At 39.9% G+C, this 18,523-nt stretch carries 18 protein-coding genes and 1 pseudogene; 9 read left to right on the top strand and 10 right to left on the bottom strand.

The window, feature by feature from the left end; genetic code table 11:
- The 3 genes and pseudogenes from istB to A9260_RS01465 form a co-directional block, all read left to right on the top strand.
- A pseudogene (gene istB, locus A9260_RS01455) lies at positions 1 to 218 on the top strand (IS21-like element ISVch3 family helper ATPase IstB); the annotation flags it as partial.
- 422 nt (positions 219 to 640) lie between these two features.
- Positions 641 to 943: a helix-turn-helix transcriptional regulator gene (locus tag A9260_RS01460; RefSeq protein WP_068695502.1), complete on the top strand. Its 303-nt coding sequence runs from the start codon at positions 641 to 643 to the stop codon at positions 941 to 943.
- Complete coding sequence (locus tag A9260_RS01465; protein ID WP_068695504.1) at positions 927 to 2,240, top strand: HipA domain-containing protein; 1,314 nt, start codon at positions 927 to 929, stop codon at positions 2,238 to 2,240. The genes A9260_RS01460 and A9260_RS01465 overlap by 17 nt, the downstream gene beginning before the upstream one ends.
- Before the next feature lie 242 nt (positions 2,241 to 2,482).
- On the opposite strand, the gene A9260_RS01470 is transcribed toward A9260_RS01465, so the two are convergent.
- A complete protein-coding gene (locus A9260_RS01470; RefSeq protein WP_156683989.1) occupies positions 2,483 to 3,604 on the bottom strand; it encodes a type II toxin-antitoxin system HipA family toxin in 1,122 nt (373 codons plus the stop codon).
- A gap of 120 nt (positions 3,605 to 3,724) precedes the next feature.
- Positions 3,725 to 4,054: a helix-turn-helix domain-containing protein gene (locus tag A9260_RS01475; protein ID WP_068696023.1), complete on the bottom strand. Its 330-nt coding sequence runs from the start codon at positions 4,052 to 4,054 to the stop codon at positions 3,725 to 3,727.
- Between the two features lie 632 nt (positions 4,055 to 4,686).
- Here A9260_RS01475 and A9260_RS01480 point away from each other — a divergent pair.
- From A9260_RS01480 to A9260_RS01490, 3 genes are read left to right on the top strand one after another with little or no spacing between them, the layout of a single operon-like run.
- Positions 4,687 to 5,853, top strand: a complete 1,167-nt coding sequence (locus tag A9260_RS01480) for an ABC transporter substrate-binding protein (protein WP_068695506.1) — start codon at positions 4,687 to 4,689, stop codon at positions 5,851 to 5,853.
- Positions 5,850 to 6,932: a FecCD family ABC transporter permease gene (locus A9260_RS01485; RefSeq protein ID WP_082957004.1), complete on the top strand. Its 1,083-nt coding sequence runs from the start codon at positions 5,850 to 5,852 to the stop codon at positions 6,930 to 6,932. The genes A9260_RS01480 and A9260_RS01485 overlap by 4 nt, the downstream gene beginning before the upstream one ends.
- Complete coding sequence (locus tag A9260_RS01490; protein ID WP_068695508.1) at positions 6,932 to 7,678, top strand: ABC transporter ATP-binding protein; 747 nt, start codon at positions 6,932 to 6,934, stop codon at positions 7,676 to 7,678. The genes A9260_RS01485 and A9260_RS01490 overlap by 1 nt, the downstream gene beginning before the upstream one ends.
- A 74-nt stretch (positions 7,679 to 7,752) precedes the next feature.
- Here the strand turns inward: A9260_RS01490 and yidD are convergent, their stop codons facing one another.
- Both yidD and A9260_RS01495 read right to left on the bottom strand, forming a co-directional pair.
- Positions 7,753 to 7,977: a membrane protein insertion efficiency factor YidD gene (gene yidD / locus A9260_RS16535; RefSeq protein WP_082957005.1), complete on the bottom strand. Its 225-nt coding sequence runs from the start codon at positions 7,975 to 7,977 to the stop codon at positions 7,753 to 7,755.
- Between the two features lie 4 nt (positions 7,978 to 7,981).
- Positions 7,982 to 8,197 (bottom strand): DUF4177 domain-containing protein, encoded by a 216-nt coding sequence (locus A9260_RS01495; RefSeq protein ID WP_068695510.1) that lies wholly within the window; start codon positions 8,195 to 8,197, stop codon positions 7,982 to 7,984.
- A gap of 111 nt (positions 8,198 to 8,308) precedes the next feature.
- On the opposite strand from A9260_RS01495, the gene A9260_RS01500 reads away from it, so the two are divergent.
- Both A9260_RS01500 and A9260_RS01505 read left to right on the top strand, forming a co-directional pair.
- Positions 8,309 to 8,797, top strand: a complete 489-nt coding sequence (locus A9260_RS01500; RefSeq protein ID WP_068695512.1) for a hypothetical protein — start codon at positions 8,309 to 8,311, stop codon at positions 8,795 to 8,797.
- Positions 8,798 to 8,979: 182 nt separating this feature from the next.
- The gene (locus tag A9260_RS01505) at positions 8,980 to 9,789 is read left to right on the top strand and encodes a RecX family transcriptional regulator (protein ID WP_068695514.1); all 810 of its coding nucleotides are present in this window, start codon (positions 8,980 to 8,982) and stop codon (positions 9,787 to 9,789) included.
- 135 nt (positions 9,790 to 9,924) lie between these two features.
- Here A9260_RS01505 and A9260_RS01510 read toward each other — a convergent pair whose 3' ends face one another.
- Positions 9,925 to 11,349, bottom strand: coding sequence for a DASS family sodium-coupled anion symporter (locus A9260_RS01510; protein ID WP_068695516.1), 1,425 nt, complete (start codon positions 11,347 to 11,349; stop codon positions 9,925 to 9,927).
- A 613-nt stretch (positions 11,350 to 11,962) separates the two neighbouring features.
- On the opposite strand from A9260_RS01510, the gene A9260_RS01515 reads away from it, so the two are divergent.
- Positions 11,963 to 13,006: a polysaccharide lyase family 7 protein gene (locus tag A9260_RS01515; protein ID WP_068695518.1), complete on the top strand. Its 1,044-nt coding sequence runs from the start codon at positions 11,963 to 11,965 to the stop codon at positions 13,004 to 13,006.
- A 578-nt stretch (positions 13,007 to 13,584) separates the two neighbouring features.
- On the opposite strand, the gene A9260_RS01520 is transcribed toward A9260_RS01515, so the two are convergent.
- The 5 genes from A9260_RS01520 to A9260_RS01540 all read right to left on the bottom strand — a co-directional run bounded on the left by A9260_RS01520 (position 13,585) and on the right by A9260_RS01540 (position 18,315).
- Positions 13,585 to 14,643 (bottom strand): polysaccharide lyase family 7 protein, encoded by a 1,059-nt coding sequence (locus tag A9260_RS01520; RefSeq protein WP_068695520.1) that lies wholly within the window; start codon positions 14,641 to 14,643, stop codon positions 13,585 to 13,587.
- 232 nt (positions 14,644 to 14,875) lie between these two features.
- Positions 14,876 to 16,366, bottom strand: coding sequence for a tripartite tricarboxylate transporter permease (locus A9260_RS01525; protein ID WP_068695521.1), 1,491 nt, complete (start codon positions 16,364 to 16,366; stop codon positions 14,876 to 14,878).
- 9 nt (positions 16,367 to 16,375) lie between these two features.
- Positions 16,376 to 16,822 (bottom strand): tripartite tricarboxylate transporter TctB family protein, encoded by a 447-nt coding sequence (locus A9260_RS01530; protein WP_068695523.1) that lies wholly within the window; start codon positions 16,820 to 16,822, stop codon positions 16,376 to 16,378.
- 70 nt (positions 16,823 to 16,892) lie between these two features.
- Positions 16,893 to 17,819 (bottom strand): tripartite tricarboxylate transporter substrate binding protein, encoded by a 927-nt coding sequence (locus A9260_RS01535; RefSeq protein WP_068695525.1) that lies wholly within the window; start codon positions 17,817 to 17,819, stop codon positions 16,893 to 16,895.
- Positions 17,820 to 17,841: 22 nt separating this feature from the next.
- The gene (locus A9260_RS01540; RefSeq protein ID WP_068695527.1) at positions 17,842 to 18,315 is read right to left on the bottom strand and encodes a hypothetical protein; all 474 of its coding nucleotides are present in this window, start codon (positions 18,313 to 18,315) and stop codon (positions 17,842 to 17,844) included.
- Between the last annotated feature and the right edge of the window lie 208 nt (positions 18,316 to 18,523).

Here is an 18,523-nt window from a genome sequence, read left to right on the forward strand (position 1 = left end):
AAGAGCATGCGGGTCACTTACTAGAAGTGCTTGAAGATCGTTATCAAAACAGCAGCACAATCGTCATCAGCCAATTACCCGTAAAGGAGTGGTACAACATGATCGGTAACGCTACCGTTGCAGACGCGCTAATGGATCGGCTCGTACACAATAGTCATCGAATAGAACTGGGAGGTGAATCAATGAGAAAACTGGCGCAATCCGATCACTTAGAGTAAAAATAAGAAGAGAGAAAAACGGCAGGATCTGGTGATCGGAATAAACCGAAACAGCTGATCGCAATCACCGGAATACGCACATGGATCAATTCATCAAAATATCTACCGTACCTACTCGTCTAGCCATCTCAAAACAGACACTTTACCGCTGGATAAAACAAGGACAATTCATGTCCCCCATTCCATTTGGATCGATGTAGTTCTCTATTGTTCTTTCATTACATAAAGTAAGTCACATTAGACTTTTAATAAGATCGCCAAGCTTATAAACATAAAAGCTCACTATTGTAGACTTTTACGTGATAACTCAATGCACTCGCCATAAAGGTTAACTTTAATAGACTTTTATTTAAAATCCGCGTATAAATAATTTAAAAGTCTACCAAAGCATACTTTATTGTATCATGCTATATGGAGGTTCCATGGCTAAGAAAGTAAAAGCAACTGAGTCACCAGATCTAAGCCAGGTATTCACACCATCACTACTTGGTGAGGCGATCAAAGCAAAAAGAACTCAAAGTAAAATCACCCAGCAAGATGCAGCATTGCTTTCTGGTGTTTCAAAACAAACCTACATAAAAATTGAACAAGGCAGCTCCGATATTAAGCTAACCTCTTTAATGAAAGTTGTGTCTGCTCTAGGGATAAAGATATCGATACAACCATGGCAAGACTTAGATGCTTCAGTCCCATCACAGGAGAAAGGTAATGACGTCTGGGTCTAATCAATACATCCTCGATATAGTCTACAGCCAGCAAGTCATAGGCAAGCTATCACTGAGTAAAGAAAGTGATGCTCTATCTGTATTCTACAAGCAAGATTGGATTGATAATGGATTTCCCATATCGCCACACCTCCCATTTAACTCAGATATACCATCAGTCAATATCAGGAGATTCTTACATAATTTACTCCCTGAAAATAAAGGTTTAGATTATTTGATCGACTTTCTTGGCGTATCACGCTCAAACGTATTTGCACAAGTTGGTGGGATTGGAACAGATACATCAGGTGCAATGATGTTCTTATCCGAAGGTGTTTCTCCAGTTCAAACTGAAACCTCCTTCAACCCAATCAATGATAGTGAATTAATTAAGAAACTATCTGACCCTGAACTTTGGTATTTAGAAGTATGGGAAGGAAAACCAAGACTATCAGTAGCGGGGGTTCAATCTAAGCTAAACGTTTTATCTATCGATGGAAACTTAGGGTTTGGAGAGGGTGAACTATGCTCAACTCATATTGTGAAGTTCGAAAAAAATGACCAACAACACCTTGTCATAAATGAATTTGTGACGATGAAATTAGCGAAGCTAGTTGGACTAGATGTTGCTGACGTTGAGTTGCGGTATTTTGACCAATTTCCAGCCTTAATTGTAGAGAGGTTTGATCGAAAGCTATTTAGTTCAACAAGTGTGAAACGAAGGCATATGATCGATGCCTGTCAAGCTTGTAACCTAGGTGTCGATAGAAAGTATGAACGAAACTTAGGCAAACAAAGAGATGTCAGTCATATTCGTGATGGTGTCAGCTTCGCCCGACTTTTTTCGGTAACAGAGCAATGTGAAAACCCATTAGCGGCAAAACTAGCGATCCTAAAGTGGGCAATGTTCAATCTCTGTATTTATAACGCAGATGCACATGGCAAAAACTTCAGTTTCTTTGTCCAAAAATCGGGCTTAACACCAACGCCACTTTACGATCTAGTCAATGTCAGAATGTACCCTGAATTTGAGCAGGATCTTGCGATGGCAATTGGGGATGAATTTGACTCAGATTCGATTAATGCCTACCAACTTGTAGAGTTTGCTGACGATTGTGGTATTTCACCAAAATTGCTTCAACAGAGCCTAGTAAAGATCGCAAATGACATTATAAACAACATTGATGATGCTATATCTCTCGTCACTCCTACTTCTGATTCACAATTACCTTATTTCAACCGATACCGTGAAATCGTTGTGGCTAGATGTAAGCACTTCCTTAAGCAATCACCACTCATCACTGAAATTGAGCTTTAGCTTATAGATAAGCTATCTAATCAGAATATAGAAAGCACAAAGCCTTATACAGCAAAGGATAGAGCCAAGGGTTTGGGTTTGTTTTTCCAATTGCTCCGCCAAACGTTTGGAAACGATTTTATATCGATAGCTTATGTTATTGTGTTGCACCGTTTTTGTATGTACCAATCTCACACTTTTTCGTCAATACTTGTCCAATATATCAACAGCGCCCCATAGCTTTAGTACATATACACATTTTATCATGCGAATCGAAAATCGACACTTAGGCTCCCCCAGTGCAGTCGCAATGCATCTTTATGTTCTTCTAGCATAGGTAGTTCAGGCCAGCGGCTTTTTGCTATCGCTAAAACATCTAGCAAATGAGGCTTGATCGCCACCCACGGCGCATCCGCTTTTTCCGACCAAATTTTGAAGTGCTCCATCGTAATATTGAACCACTGCTTAGTTCCTGCCATATTAAGAGCAAGGCTATCATGTTCAATGTATGGCGTGGTAAACACCACATCATACAGAGGGGACAAGCGAGGAGATTGTGCATCACTATAGATAAGCGTCCAGTTTTTTAGATGGGCGTCACCATTGCCAAGCAAGATATTGATAAGCAGCCTTCTAGCCATTTGTTGTATATCTTTCAAACGCTCTGAGCTCGATTGATAAAGCACTTTTCCAAGTTGATCATAATTAACCTGTTGGTATTTATCCGAAGGATATAGACCGAATACTTGAGCAAAGTCTTCTGTATGGATACGCCCATTGTCACTTCGGTCAAAGCGCTTGATGCCATATACATACTGTTCATCTGGTAACCTAATACTAGGCAAGCCTTCAAGCTCATCAAGATCGATTAAGCGAACTTCAGGAGTTTCAACTCCTGCTGTTTCAGCCAGTTTCATGCAGGTATATTCATTAACGGGTACACCGTTATGGACTGTAGACGGAGTTTTAATAATCCATATATCTTTCGATATTTCTTGGTCAATATGGTAACGACCATCAAGATGAGACGAAGAAAACTTCATCTGTACACCAGCAAGTGAAAATTTAGTATCTGCATGCTTTACATTAATCTGTTGAGGCTCTGTTGATAAACGCTGCTCAAGTGCCCAACTAGGCAAATTACCTGCCTCTATCGGCCCAGCAATTAATGCCCCCGGCAGGTTTGATCCCAAGTACGCAAGAATAGAGAATTCATTGTTAGTGTGACATTGTAGTGCCTTGGCGGTCAGTTCTCTTAACGCTCCTTCTGGTAACAGGTTGGATAATACTGGTGGTATTTTATCTGTCCTAATTTGCGCTTTGTTCAAATATCCCGAATCTAGTAGCTGCCTCAAAGTAATAACTGGACGATTTTCTGTTGGCATAGAAGTAAACTTTGGATTGAACGTCAGTATATTTTTTCCACCAGCATAATGTGTAATATCCAGTTACATCGATGCCATGTAACTGGATATTAAGACCTTCGACCTTTTCTACCTGCTTAGTCATGATTTGTCCTCTGCGTCGAACCAAAATCCGAGATCATCAGTATCATCTTGTACTCCTTCTAAGCTTTGAGTGCTATCGCATTGACGTTTTGCTGCTTTAACTGACGAGGACAGAATAGTTTTGGGCTCTTTAGGCACAATAGAGAGCTCTAAGTCCAATCCTTCTAATACCCTGAGTAAAGTTGATAGCTTTACATCACTACCTGCTTCAATTCTCTGATATTGCTGCTGCTTCATGCCAATTCTCATGTACATGTCTTTCTGCTCAATATCGAGCTTCTTGCGTTGGTCAATAAGCAGTACTGCTATTTCATCTATATTCTTCATCACTAACCCCCGAACAGCTTTTAAGTTGTACATAGCACCACAAACAACATATTAGTTGTAAATTGAGATACTAACAACTTATACGTTGTACAGTGAGGGATAAACAACAAAGGAGTTGTTTTCTCATGAGACCAAATCGGTTTAGGAATAAGGATAATTATAAATATTTTAAGAAAAAGAATAGGGACACCTGGAAAAAACCAATCGATAAATGCAACTAAATATCAAATAGATAGATCTTACGCCAGCCCACTAAAATAAGGTTTGGAATTGATTATCAGGTATCAATTCAACTCCCTAAATGGGACCTGAACCTAGCTAACATTTTAAGGTAATCTAAGTTTCAGTAAAACAAGCGCATATAGGCGAGCAAGCAAACAGTAGTGATCAATAGATCGATCAAAATGATATTTTCATTGTATGCCGAGCAAATATTGTATTTAAATTCAACAAGTTAAATAGGTGATTTCTGTTTAATTAACGGTTCCATAATCCACATTCAAAAATAAACTCCTCCTATCAAAACCTCTGCAAGTGCTACGTGATCAATATCAAATAATTACAATTGTTTACAATCTAATTGAAAGTAATTATCATTCCCAAATTGGCACTATGGGACTGCGTGAATCTATATGAAAAACTCCACTGTTGTACGCTTACTGTTTACTGGTTTAGTACTCCTAATCTCTTCTCCTTCAGTTTTTGCTGACGCATTCCCCGTTACCGTTACGGATGTTGCGGGGCGCACTATCACCATTGAGAAAGAGCCACAAAATATTGCGATTTCTACAGGCCGGGTTTTTCCATTATTGGAAATGATTTACCAGCAAGATGCAGCCAGTCACCTAGTTGCTTGGCGTGATGATATGCGTACTTCTGCGCCAAGTATGTATGCCAGTTATGTGAAGGATTTCCCTCAGCTAAAAGAGGTGCTGAATTTAGGCAAAATCAAATCTGGAGAGTTTGATACTGAGCGTTTTATTCAGATGAAGAATAAACCTGACTTATTTGTTGTTGATATCGTTAATGTGAAGCTAGCCGAAGAAGAAGGACTATTTAACAAGCTTAATAAGGCTGGCATTAAAGTTCTTGTTGTTGATTTTCGCGAAAACCCAATTAAAAATACTGTGCAATCAGTGACTAGCCTTGCTACTGCTGTTGGACGTAAAGAGCAAGGTCAAAAATTTGCTCGCTACTACCAAGCGCATCTAGAGACTTTACTTGCGGGTATTGCGACAGTGCCTAAAGAGCAATTAAATCGTAAAGTTTTTGTGGAACGCTCTGCTGGTAAACGTGATTCGTGTTGCGAGACATTCTCTGCTGGCAACATGGGCGAATATATCCCGTTTTTAAAGGCTACCAATATTGCAGATAAGCCACTCAAAGGGGCTTTCTCCGGCAAGATGTCAGCAGAAAGCTTAATCGTTGCTCAGCCGGATATTTATATCATGCAGACTACGGGGTGGATTGATAAAAATGGTACCCCTAAAGCGGGGATTCCTCTGGGTTACAATGCCAATCTTACTGCCATAAAGTCTGCTACTAATGCCCTACTGCATCGTTCTTGGATGGTACCAACACCTGCTTATCAAAATAAAAATGTCTATTCTATTTATATGCCGTTTTATAACTCTCCTTATAATTTGGTTGCATTGGAATATTTTGCAAAATGGATTTACCCCGAACAATTTAAAAACTTAAATCCAGAGCTCACTTTTGAAGAGATGAATAAAACACTCGCCAATCGCACAGTTAACGGCGTCTTTGGGCAAGATAACTTTAAGGTTATTCAAAAATGAACCAACAAGATAAAGCTGAGATCCCAAGCTTAGGAAGCCAAGCTGAAAGTGCATTGGCACTCCACCGCACTCGTGAACGTAAGAAAAAAGTCATGCTCGGTGTGTTTTTTGTGCTCAGTATTGTGTTCCTAATTGCTGATATTTTAATTGGTTCGCAGGGCTTAACTTTATCTCAAGTTCTTAACGGCATTTTTTACCCGCAAAATAGTGATTTAGCTACTCAGATCATTATCTGGGATATTCGTATGCCGATGTCATTGATGGCACCTTTTGTGGGCGGCGCATTGGCTTTAGCTGGCGCGCAAATGCAAACAACGCTAAATAACCCACTCGCTGATCCTTACACATTTGGCGTGTCTGCCGCCGCAGGATTTGGCGCAGCGCTTGTGATAATGAACATTGTGGCGATTCCATTTATTCCGATGGAATACCAGATAGCGGCAATGGCCTTTATTATGTGTTTATTGACCACACTTTTAATTGCAGGCATTTCATCCATGAAACGCATCTCAATTGAAGGTGTCATGCTGTTTGGTGTCGCGATCATGTTTGCTTACGATGGCTTGCTAACCATGATGCAATACAGCGCTTCAGAGACTCAATTACAAACACTGGTGTTTTGGCAAATGGGATCATTGGATAGAGGAAGCTGGGGCAAGATCATTGTACTGGCTATCTTAATACCAACCATTCTTGTGATTATGATGAAAGATTCTTGGAAGCTATCATCTCTAAAAATTGGTCAAGAACGTGCTGAATCTATGGGAATCAATGTCGATCGTCTGCGCAATAAAACCTTGTTAATGGTGTCTTTGATCACCTCAATTTCCGTCGCTTTTGTTGGCGCTGTTGGCTTTGTGGGCTTGGTTGCCCCGCATATTGCGCGAATGATATTAGGTGAAGATCAACGCTTCTTCTTACCTGCCTCTGTATTGCTTGGTGCTGTATTACTTGAAGTTGCTTCAATCGCCAGCAAATCCATTATGCCAGGGCTTATCCTGCCCTTAACTGTCATGATGTCGATAATCGGTGTTCCATTTTTCATTTACTTAATCATTAAAAAGGGTGGCAGATTTTAATGGGACTTAAAATTAGCAATATCTCGGTGGCTTTTTCCGGTAACACTATTTTAAATGACCTAACGATTCCAGAAATCCAATCAGGAGAAATGGTGTCACTGATTGGTAAAAATGGCGCAGGGAAATCAACGCTACTAAAGCAAATGACTAAGTTAATTCGCTTAAACCCAAACTCTGTAACCCTAGATGATCAGCCTCTATCCCTTGATGACATTGGTTACTTGCCACAAGATCATCGAATATCAGCCAGTATCACGGTAGTAGAATTACTCATCACCACTATGCATGTTGGTGTTAGCTCACTTTTTACTAGAGCAAACAGTGCTGAGAGAGCATTAGCACTACTTGAACAAGTTGGGATTATTCATCTTGCTAATAAATTATGTACTGAACTATCGGGTGGTGAGAGCCAAATGGTAGGACTGGCGCAGGCAGTGATTAACCAACCGAAAGTACTCATTCTGGATGAACCAACCTCAGCGCTAGACATGAGTAATCAGTTAAAGCTGCTTGAGTATGTTAAAAATTACACCACTGATAATAACGCCTATGTTTTGATGGTGGTGCATGATTTAAATTTAGCCATCCAATATTCACACAAAGTTGCGGCGTTACATGATGGTCAATTATTTGTTTACGGTGAGCCGAAAAAAATCATAGATGAGCAGCTCATTCGAGACTTATTTAATGTTAATTCTCATGTAATTCAGCTAGAAGAACATCCGGTTGTTGTTGTCCGTTCATAGAGATCATTCACCCGATAAAAGCACCTATTTTGAATCACATAGTTCAATGTCCAATCAAAATAGAACCTAGCTTATTACGGAACATTATCTACAATTTTTTTGGTTAAATTCGGTTGATTGCAACGCTTTATTCTCGCCAATCCTAGCTTCCATCCTTTCATCGTCCCATATTTTTCAATCGATTGTTTTGTATACTCAGAACAAGTTGGCTCAAAATTACATTCAGTATTAAAGTAACGTTTAGAGCCTCCGCCTGCTTGGTAACGATCAATAAGAACTAATGATATGATTTTTAACAAGCTGCTATCGGCCTAAAGTAATAATGGCTGCTTCTCGATGCCAAAATAATAAAAAACGTTTTTGTTCAATCACCTGAAAAACGAGTTGCCACCCTTCCGCTGCATACATATTAAGTTCATCTTCTATTTTCTGTAACGGCAAACCGCTAGAGCCGAGTAAAATAGTGCCGCAACCACCTTCTACTATATGAACAACCTTGTATTCACTATATCTTTGCAATTTTCTTCTCCATTACAATTAACCTACATATTTGAAAAGTAACCTTTCGTAAACTATATTCTGCATGACAATGAACTATACTCATCACAAATAAATCACATTGGGGTTACAATGAACATAAAACCTATAAAGATCGGGGTACTACTGAGCCTGCTAACTATTTTATTTGGCTATAGCTTAGGTTGTATATTTGGTGCTGCAAATAGCACTATGAAAGCATTTTTCCATGAGCAAGTTTATGTCGTGCATGCTGATAACTTTACAACTGAAAAAGCTAAAGATGAAGCATTTTCTAAAGCTAAAGACTACGTTAAACGTGCCCACTTACACTCTGCTGCAATGGGAACAGCTTCTTTAGCTACCATTTTTGCATTAGGTTTTTGTAGCATTTCTGATAGAAAGAAAAAAGTAGTCAGTACTATTACTGGCTTAGGCGCTGCAGGTTACGGTGTTTTTGTTTGGACATTGATGGCCTTTGTCACTCCTATGATAGGCAAATCAGCCGCGCATGAAGCCATTGCGGCTCTGGCGATACCCACCGGACTCGCACTGGTGTTTGGTACGATGGCCACAATATACTTTGTATTTAAAGAAAAATAGCTTGATGTGATTTATTAAATAAATAAATAAAAGCAGTGATTATCTTAAATCAAGAGCCACTGCTTTTTTATTATCTTCAAATCATATTATAAATATTTTCAACTACTGCACTTATCCTATCTATAAATCACTATCCATTAATTTAAGTTATAATAAACGACTCTAAATAATGGTCTGTATTCATGAAAAATAATCCCAACGGCATCAAGAAAGCAACTCGACAAGAAAGTGTTATGAACTCCGCTATGTGGCACTTAACTCAAAGAGATATGACCGAAAGTGAACTATTAATAAAACTGAACGCCAAAACGGATAATCAAGATTGGATTAACCAAACACTTGAATCTCTACGTAGCTATGGGTATTTAAAATCAGATATGGACTTTGCTCAGCAATTTACCGAGCAATCTTTCAATAATGAATATGGTTCAAAATATATTTTAGGCAAACTCAAACATAAAGGCGTTGATGAGTCGACTAGCCTTATTGCGATTGAGCAGGTAAAACAGCAATACAATATTGATGAGCAAGCCATTGTTATACAAAGGATAAATAGCCAGTATAATGAGTTTACTATCAGTCGAGAGAAACTGGTTAATGCTCTGCTAAAACGAGGGTTTACCTTTCAACAAATACAAATCGCGATTGAACAGCACCCAGCCTCAAATAGCTTACGATCTTCATTAGAGATTAAGGCCGACAAAGTTGATCTAGAAAAAGAAGTTCTAAAATATGCTAGAAAAGGAAAAGGACTGACTGTTATACGCCAAGAGCTAAAACAGCGAAAAGTCGATATTACTGACCTTGAAGATATCGTCAATAACGCCATTAATAAGGGTGATATTGATTTTTACTCTTCATGTTTAGAGCAGTTACAAAAAAAGAAATATGACCTGAAAGACTTTAAACAACGCACCAAAGCCTATGCAATGCTATCTCGAAAAGGCTTTGCATCCGATGAAATCAAGTTTGCCTTAGAAGAAGAAGCTTAATGCTTTTTACTCTCTCTTCCCTAGGGCGACTCTCCTCCCCTTTCTAGAGCTCCATTAAAACAAAAAAACGGAAGGCATATACCTTCCGTTTATCATTTAAATCTATCGCATCTTTAGCCATTCATTTAGAAAAAGCTATAAACCAAGTATTGACCACCACACAAGGCCGACAGACATAAAGATAATGTAACCAACAAAGGCAATCACTAACCCATTAAGCATCCACTTACCGGCAGTGTGATAGCCATAGCCCATAGCAAGCGGGTTACGCGCATGAGAGTAAGTCGTTAAGTTACAACCAATGTTCATAATACCGGCTACCGAAAGTACCGCGATAATCGGTGTCACGCCTAAAGAGACCATAGCGCCGATAACCACCCCACCTAATGCAACTACTTTTGCGGTGCCTGAAGCAAAGGCATAGGCGGTAACGAGGAAGAACGCCATCATCACCAGTAAAAAGAGTGTTGGTGATGCGCCGGTCATATTTGATGATAAGAAGTCTGAAACTAAGTTACCTAACCATGTCACAGCGCCCAATGTTTTAAGGTGGCTAGCCATTCCCATTAATACAGAGAACCAAATCAACGTATCCCAAGCACCTTTCTCAGATTTTATGTCGTCCCAGCTTAATACACCTAGTAGCAGCATGGCTGATAAACCGATAAATGCAGCGCCAGTAGAGTGCAAGTTAAGTTGCTTACCAAATACCCAAAGCACAACTAAGCCTAAGAACACAAAAGTCAGCTTCCACTCTTGTAGAGACATTCTGCCTATCTTAGTCAGTTTCTCTTTAGCAAAAATAGGCGCTTGAGGTGTTGCTTTTGTTTGCGGGGAAATAAAGTAATACAGCACCAAGGGGACGATAGCGAGTAACGCTAAAGACGGAACGAGCAGGTAGGTCGCCCAATCAGCAAAAGTAAGATTAATACCTAGTAAACTAGAAGCGATACCAAGCAGTGCTAGGTTTCCCGCAAATGCAGTACTAAAACCAACGGCAGAAGCATCATTCATTGCTGAACTATTTGAGATTAGGAATTCACCTAACTTTTTATCTTCTGGGTTAATGGCTTTAGCTAATGAATTAGCAATAGGGGAAGTTATTGCAAAACGCGCGGTATTACTTGGCGTAGCAGGCGCAATAATATAATCCGCAATACCTAAGCAATAAGCTACACGTAAAGAGGACTGACCAAAACGACTCAACAGCATAAGCGCAATACGCTCACCTAGACCCGTTTTAATAAATGCTCTTGCCATCATAAATGCAATCACAATAAGCCAAATAAGCGCGTTATTAAATGAGCTCAATTCAGCAGTAATCGCTAGCTTGCCGCTAGATTCTACCGGTAAGATGACACAATATGCCGCAACCGAAATAACGGCTATAGCACCGGTGGCCATTACATTACATACGATAGCTGCAATGGTTGCGATGAACAGTAAAGCAAGATGATAGGCTTGAACCTGCAAGCCTGATGGTGGGTCTAGCTGATACAACAAAGCGGTAATAACAACAATTACCAAAAGCGGTATAGCTTTAAAAGAAAGCTTTTGCATAACATTCTCCAAATGAATATATCTGGAGTATGGGCATGTTCATGCGTTTATCCAATTGATCTTCCTCTAAAAATCAGAAGATTTAACACTGTTTTATATTTGAAAATATCACTTGATAAGCCAATAAAGATGCAAGTAAATGTAACCTCATGTAATTATTATCTTTTCCGAATAATATAAAATAAGGCAAAAAAGTAACAATATCTGGTTTCTACAGTACAAAAAACAATCCAGAACAAATTCATGGTACGTACTGGCACTAAAATAGTGCGATATTGTTTTATGCTACCTAGAGCAACTTAGGCGTAATTAAATATCACCTCAACACTTAACAAGCAGATACTTGCGTTACTTATGTAGCTAATCACCCATATAATCCACAATAAAATCATATGATAATGAAAGATCCTCTCAGCTCATTTGTCCATTTAATTTATGATTTAAAAACCGTACAGTCATCACATAAAACCGAGGGTAATCAAGGTTATTGTCGATGAACATCAAAGTCTCAGATTTAAAATGTGATCAAACAGGCATATCAGATTTTCTCTACTTTTCATCCATGTTTCAGCATCTATCATGTATGACAATAATACATACATGGAGTAACATCATGAAACAAACTCTCGTTCTTGCTGGTTCACTTTTACTTGCCCTACCGGCTTTAGCAGATGTTGCAGGCAACGGCGTTTCCTACCCTGTTCCAGCTGACAAATTTGATATGACCAACTGGAAAATCACAATCCCATCAGACATCAACAAAGATGGTAAGGTTGATGAGATTGAAGGCGTAGCAATGATGAGCTACTCACATTCAGATTTTTTCCATCTAGATAAAGATGGCAATCTTGTATTTGAAGTTCAAAATAAAGCAATCACCACCAAGAACTCTAAGAACGCACGTTCTGAGCTTCGTCAAATGCCTCGTGGTGCTAATTTCGATAACATTCTTACTGATTCTAAATTGAATCAATGGGCTCTTTCTAGCCACCCAGAAGCGGATCAATACAGCGCTGTTGGCGGAACTCTAGAAGGTACGCTTAAAGTTAACCACGTATCTATGCATGCTAAATTCCCAGAGAAAGGCCCTGCATACTCTGTAGTGGTTGGCCAAATTCACGCTAAGAAACATAAGTCTCTAATTAAAGCGAAAACGGGTTACGGTCATGGTAACGAGCCACTGAAGATTTTTTACAAAAAATTCCCTGACCAAGAATACGGTTCTGTATTCTGGAACTACGAACGCAACCTAGAGAAAAAAGATCCAAACCGCATGGATATCTCTTACCCTGTATGGGGTAACACTTGGGAAAATCCTGCAGATCCTGGTAAAGCAGGTATCGCTCTAGGTGAAGAATTTAGCTATAAAGTAGAAGTTAAGGGCACTATCATGCACCTAACTTTCGAAACAGCAAGACACGATAAAGTAACTTACGATATTGACCTAAGCAAAGGACAAGACGCTAAAGATCATCCAACAGGTTATGCTGAAGATGATTTCTACTACAAAGCTGGTGCTTACGGCCAATGTAGCACAAGCGAATCTCACCCTGTTTGGGGTACAGGTTGTGCCGGTACTGGTGACTTTACTGCTGATAAAAAGACTGGTGACTACAACAGTGTGACCTTCTCTGCCTTGAAGCTAAATGGTAAATAATTAAGTCCTTCTTTTTTAAGTTTGATGTAGCTCCGCACTTGGCCTTTCAGATATCTACTATGAAAGGCCTTTTTTGTGCCTGCTAATCCAGCTTTAGAAATGGCCTAACCTAGGTGAATTTCTAGATAAAACTGGATTATTAAACAATGTCTGCGGCGGATTTGTCTCAATTAAAATGCTCTTCTCAATCAATACAACTTAGCTTGATACATTCCTAGCAAACTTCATTTCATGGGTCACCACAAGCAAGCTACAGCCTTCCTTTGATAGCTTTTGCATCACACTAAGCATTTCATCCACCAGCTCAGGTTATACCAATCACAGTAATTAAATATTCAGAAATAGCGCAGGGAAAACACTTGAGAGCGAGGCTAATATTTTTGATCAGTTGTTAATCTATAGACAAAAAAAGAGCTTGCCGAAGCAAGCTCTAAATAACCGTAAAATGTTTGTAATCAACCTACAATAAAGTCCATTTAAATCGCTTTAACTACAAACTATTACAGTTTATCAAGGTGTTAGCCCCCACTAGCCACCCTGATATAACCTTGGCATAAATGCTATGCCTTCAACCAATATTATTGGTCTAGGTTCAATTTGTAGAAGCTAACTTTTGCGTAGTCACCAGCTTCAATACCGTTGTTCGAACATTTAGTTGAACCAGTATTACATTGGTTGTAGTTACCCGCTTTGAAGTATAGGTAGTCGTTAGCATAACCTTGGTCGTATTGATCACCATCTACGTGACCTTTCGCAAGATCGATATCGAATTTTCTAACTTCTTTATTTGCTGTACCTGGGTTTTTAACAAATGTTAGGTGCATGATGTCACCTTCAACATTAACGTCGTAAGAGAAGATCTCACCAAGTTTAATGCCGTCTACAGGATCAGTTGATCCTTTACGCAGACCATTTTGGCCAAACACATCAGTGCTAATGTCGTGACGATGTTTATAATCATCACCTTTAGCATTTGTTTCGTAGTTCCAGTAAACAGAACCATATTCATGACCAGGTAGTTTACGGTAAACAATTTTTAGAGGTTCGTTGTGAGAAGCGTGAATCTGACCGATTACAGTCGCGAATGCGCCGCCTTTCTTGTAGTCACCACTTGTACTAACCCAATCTACAGCTAGTGTAGCGCTCATGTGACCGCCAATAGCACCGTATTTTTCAGCATCTTTCGTTGAAGCGATGGTGAAGTTGTTTTTTGGTGTTGCGTAGTCATCTGCAAGCATAGCGCGAAGTTCACTACGTGCATTTTTAGAGTTAGGTGTAGTCATCGCTTTGTTTGGAGCGGCGAACACCATAGCGCCAGTAACAGAATCAGTGTAGAACCAATCAGCTTGAGAGAAAGGTTGCTCTTTACTGTTTAGCATTGGCTTGTAAATTTCCATTACTTTGCCAGCGCGCTCTGCTTTGTCATCATCCATAGGAAGATTCAATTTGAACTTAGATAAGTCAAAGTTCTGTGCAGGAACTTTATTCACATCTAAGTTGTATTTAGCAGCAAGCTGTGAATCTTGGCTTGTTGATTTAGCAGATGCAGTATCGTGTGAAGTAGCAGTTGAACAACCCGCTAGGCCAGCAACTAGTGCTGAAACAACAACAGCAGCAATCTTATTCTTTGTATGCATATTAACCTCTAAAACTTAATTTCTTACATTGCCTATCACTTATTATATATCCTGATAAGCAACGAATACCCCAAAACCATACCTTAATATAGTATGACAAAATAGATTTAAGATCACACCTCGTAACATTTCCGGCCAAAGTTCCTACAAACTTATTTTTCGATAATTAAAAAAGCCATGAAGAATAACTTCATGGCTTAGATAGAATAGACTACAAATTAGACGTTTTTTGCTAATTATCTACCGTCATCTGTTTTTTCTTTTTCATCTTCATGGTGGAATATACCGAGAAGATGGCCAGTAATATGAAGGCTAGCGCAATCGGTCTTTCATACAAAAATGACCACGAGTTATCGTACATCAACAGTGCTTTACGTAGATTTGTCTCAGCCATAGGTCCTAAAATGATAGCCAGTAATATTGGCGACGATGGAATATCCAACTTGCCTAATACAAAGCCTAAAATACCAAAGGCAATCGCAATACCTACATCAAACATTGAGTTATTGATGGCATAAGCACCGACAACTGATAAGAAAATAATGATCGGAATCATTAGAAGCTTAGGCACTTCAATAATGCGACAGAAGAAGCGAATACCCACCAAACCAACAATAAGCATCACGATGTTCGCCACCAGCATTGAGCTAAATACGCCATAAACAACTTCAGGATTTTGCGCAAATAACAAAGGCCCAGGTGTTAAGCCTTGTACAATTAGTGCGCCCAACAGCACAGCCGCTACCGCATCTCCGGGAACACCTAAAGTAAGCAAAGGAACAAGCGATCCTCCGGTTACTCCGTTGTTACCAGCTTCTGCTGCTGCCAAGCCACGCACCGACCCTTTACCAAACTCATCTGGGTTCTTAGATGAGCGTTTTGCTTCGTTGTAACAAACAAAGGCTGAGATATCAGCGCCAGCTCCCGGCACTGAACCAATCGATGTCCCCATAATTCCGCTTTTTATCGCAGTAGGCATCATCTCTTTTAAATCTTTTTTACTGAGTAACTTATGATCAAATTTAGGAACCTTAACCTGTTTCTCTTTTAGGATTCTTTCAATTTGATTAATGGCTTCTGAAAGTGCAAACAAACCAATCAATACAGGTATGACGTTAATTCCGCTGTACAAGTCCATAATGCCAAAAGTAAAGCGAGGCACACTGCTGATTGGGTCTAAACCCACAGTCGAGACGAGCAAACCAATACTACCGGCTAATAAACCTTTTAGAATGTTTTGCGCAGAGACACTGGCGATAATGGTTAAGCCAAATAAGGCCAATGCAAAATATTCAGGAGCGTTAAAACGCAGGGCAAAATTGGCTAATAGCGGAGCAATAGCAATCAATACAATGGTACTGATAAGTCCGCCAACAAATGAAGCTATCGCCGAGATACTCAGTGCTCTAGCGGCTTGCCCTTTTGCGGCTAAGGTATGCCCATCGAGCACCGTTGCCGCTGAAGCGGGCGTTCCCGGAGTTTTAAGTAAAATCGCGGCAATTGATCCGCCATAAATTCCGCCGATATACACGCCAATAAGCATCACAAGTGCGGCTGTCGGTTCCATACCAAAAGTAAATGGTAGAAGGATTGCCACACCCATTGTTGCGGTTAACCCCGGTAAAGCACCTAAGACAATACCGCCAACCACACCAAAAATAAGAACAGGTAATACCGCGGGGCTGAATGCGGTTAACAAACCATTGAGTAAATGTTCAATCATACCGCCTCCTTAATAAAATAGACCTTCAGGAAGTGCGATATAGAACACTTCACCAAATAGGTAATAAACACCACACACAAATGTCCAAGCAACAATGTAATAAACAGGCTTCTTCACTTTGAACAAGATCAGATAGACGGTAAACGCGACCAGACTTGCAAATAAATAACCGATGACATTAATCAACAAGGCATATCCAATTAAGAAAGCTACGCCAAATACTGCCATTTTCGAAAAAATAGCTGGCTGATCTTCTTCTTTGATGGATTTAAGTTTGTGCTGGATGAGTAAGGCGATACAAATCAGAATCTGAGCAATTGCAATTGCAGTTGGGAAAAACTTGGCATCAACACTTGCATCTTGAAAGCGAGGCTCTGAGAATTGTCCGATAAGAACCAAAATAACTGCGCTTAGGGCAATGATTAAGGATGGGAAAACAACATTTCTATTAATCATAATACGACCCTTTAAAGCTGAACTTCAAAGAAAGTGGGAGCTTGCTTGGCAAGCTCCCGGATGGAAATGATTAGTTGATCAATGCACCAAGGTTTTTAGTGTCTTGCTCAACAAATTTAGTGAACTCTTCAGCATTCATGTTGTGAATGGTCATTGCGCCTTTTTGCATGAACTCTTTGAATTCAGGCGATGCCATTGCTTCATCAAATGCTTTACCTAGCGTTTCGATAACGGCATCTGGCGTATTTTTCGGAGCGCCAATACCACGCCATGTACCCGTTACAACATCAACACCTTGCTCTTTTAGAGTCGCAACTTCTGGTAGGAACGCAATACGCTCTTCAGACATAACACCTAGAGCTTTAAGCTGACCTGAACGTAGCTGCGCGATGGCTTCACCTGGAGTAACCATTGTCACGTCAGTGTGCTTGCCAAGTACTGCCGGAATAGCTTCAGATGCGCCGTTGTAAGGAATAGCATTAAGTTTGATGCCTTGATTTTTCTCAAGCGCCATTAGGTAGAAGTTTGGAGCCGCAGTCGATGCGAATTTAACAACGCCATCGCCTTTCTTCGCTTCTGCAATAAGATCATTAATCGTGTTGTACGGGCTATCTGCTGATACCAGCACAACTGCAGGATCAAGGTTAACCATACGAATCAGTTTAAAGTCACTGACATCGTGCTGCATCAACCCCATTTGAGGTAGAGAAGCAATTTCACGAGTAACTACAGTCAATGTGTAACCATCTGCACGTTGCTGAGCGCCAAAGCTCATACCTACAGCGCCAGCACCACCGGTGCGGTTCATTACAGAAATATTTTGACCCAGAATGTCTTTTGCAGAATTTGCTAAGGTACGGCCAACAGCATCAGTACCGCCACCAGCACCAAATGGCACTACTAGACGAATGTTTTTACTTGGGTAATCGGCTGCAATCGAAGTTGCAGATACCATGATGCCTGCGGCAACAAGAAGAGTTTTTAAAAGTTTGCTCATGATAATTCCTTTTCGATTTATATTATTTTCTAGTCGTTTGCGTAGGGTTACTTACTTTATTGCTTTGGTATTCAGCCATACACAATTGCTCGATTGCCACGGCAATCCAACCACTGATTAGCATGTCATACCATTGCTCAACACCACTGCAACCCACCACTACATCCCCATATACAAAGGAGCCATAGAACAGCAGATCATCATCACCAAGTGAGGCTGTGTGTACGGTTTGATTATTAATATTGGCTTGTGAATTGCGCCACGCTTGTTTCGCTTTTTTTCGCGCAAATTCATCGAAAGGAATGGTCCATTGATCTGGGTTACCTAAAGAGCTTTCAACTAAGATAGCGTCTTCAAATGATGACTCCCACGGCTTAACTCGAGGGTCCATCACTACGATATGTAACTCTTTGCGATTTGTTCTTTCAAATAGCTTTTCAATAGATGGTTTAACTAGTTCAATAGCATCTTTTGCTATTTCTGCATGAGTTTTCATCGTCTAACCTCTTTTATAGACATAAACCTAACTGACGCATTAACTATATTGTATGACTTGAAGTACTGACATCGACGACAAGGTCAAATGATACCTAGATCACCCACCACACTCGTAAAGGGCGGAAGGGATCGGGTTTTTAAGCAGTTATGTGGATTTTTATATGACATTAGTCACATTGAATTTAATCGGAAAAGTGTGATGAACA

Source organism: Vibrio sp. UCD-FRSSP16_30, from assembly GCF_001676025.1.
GTDB lineage: Bacteria > Pseudomonadota > Gammaproteobacteria > Enterobacterales > Vibrionaceae > Vibrio.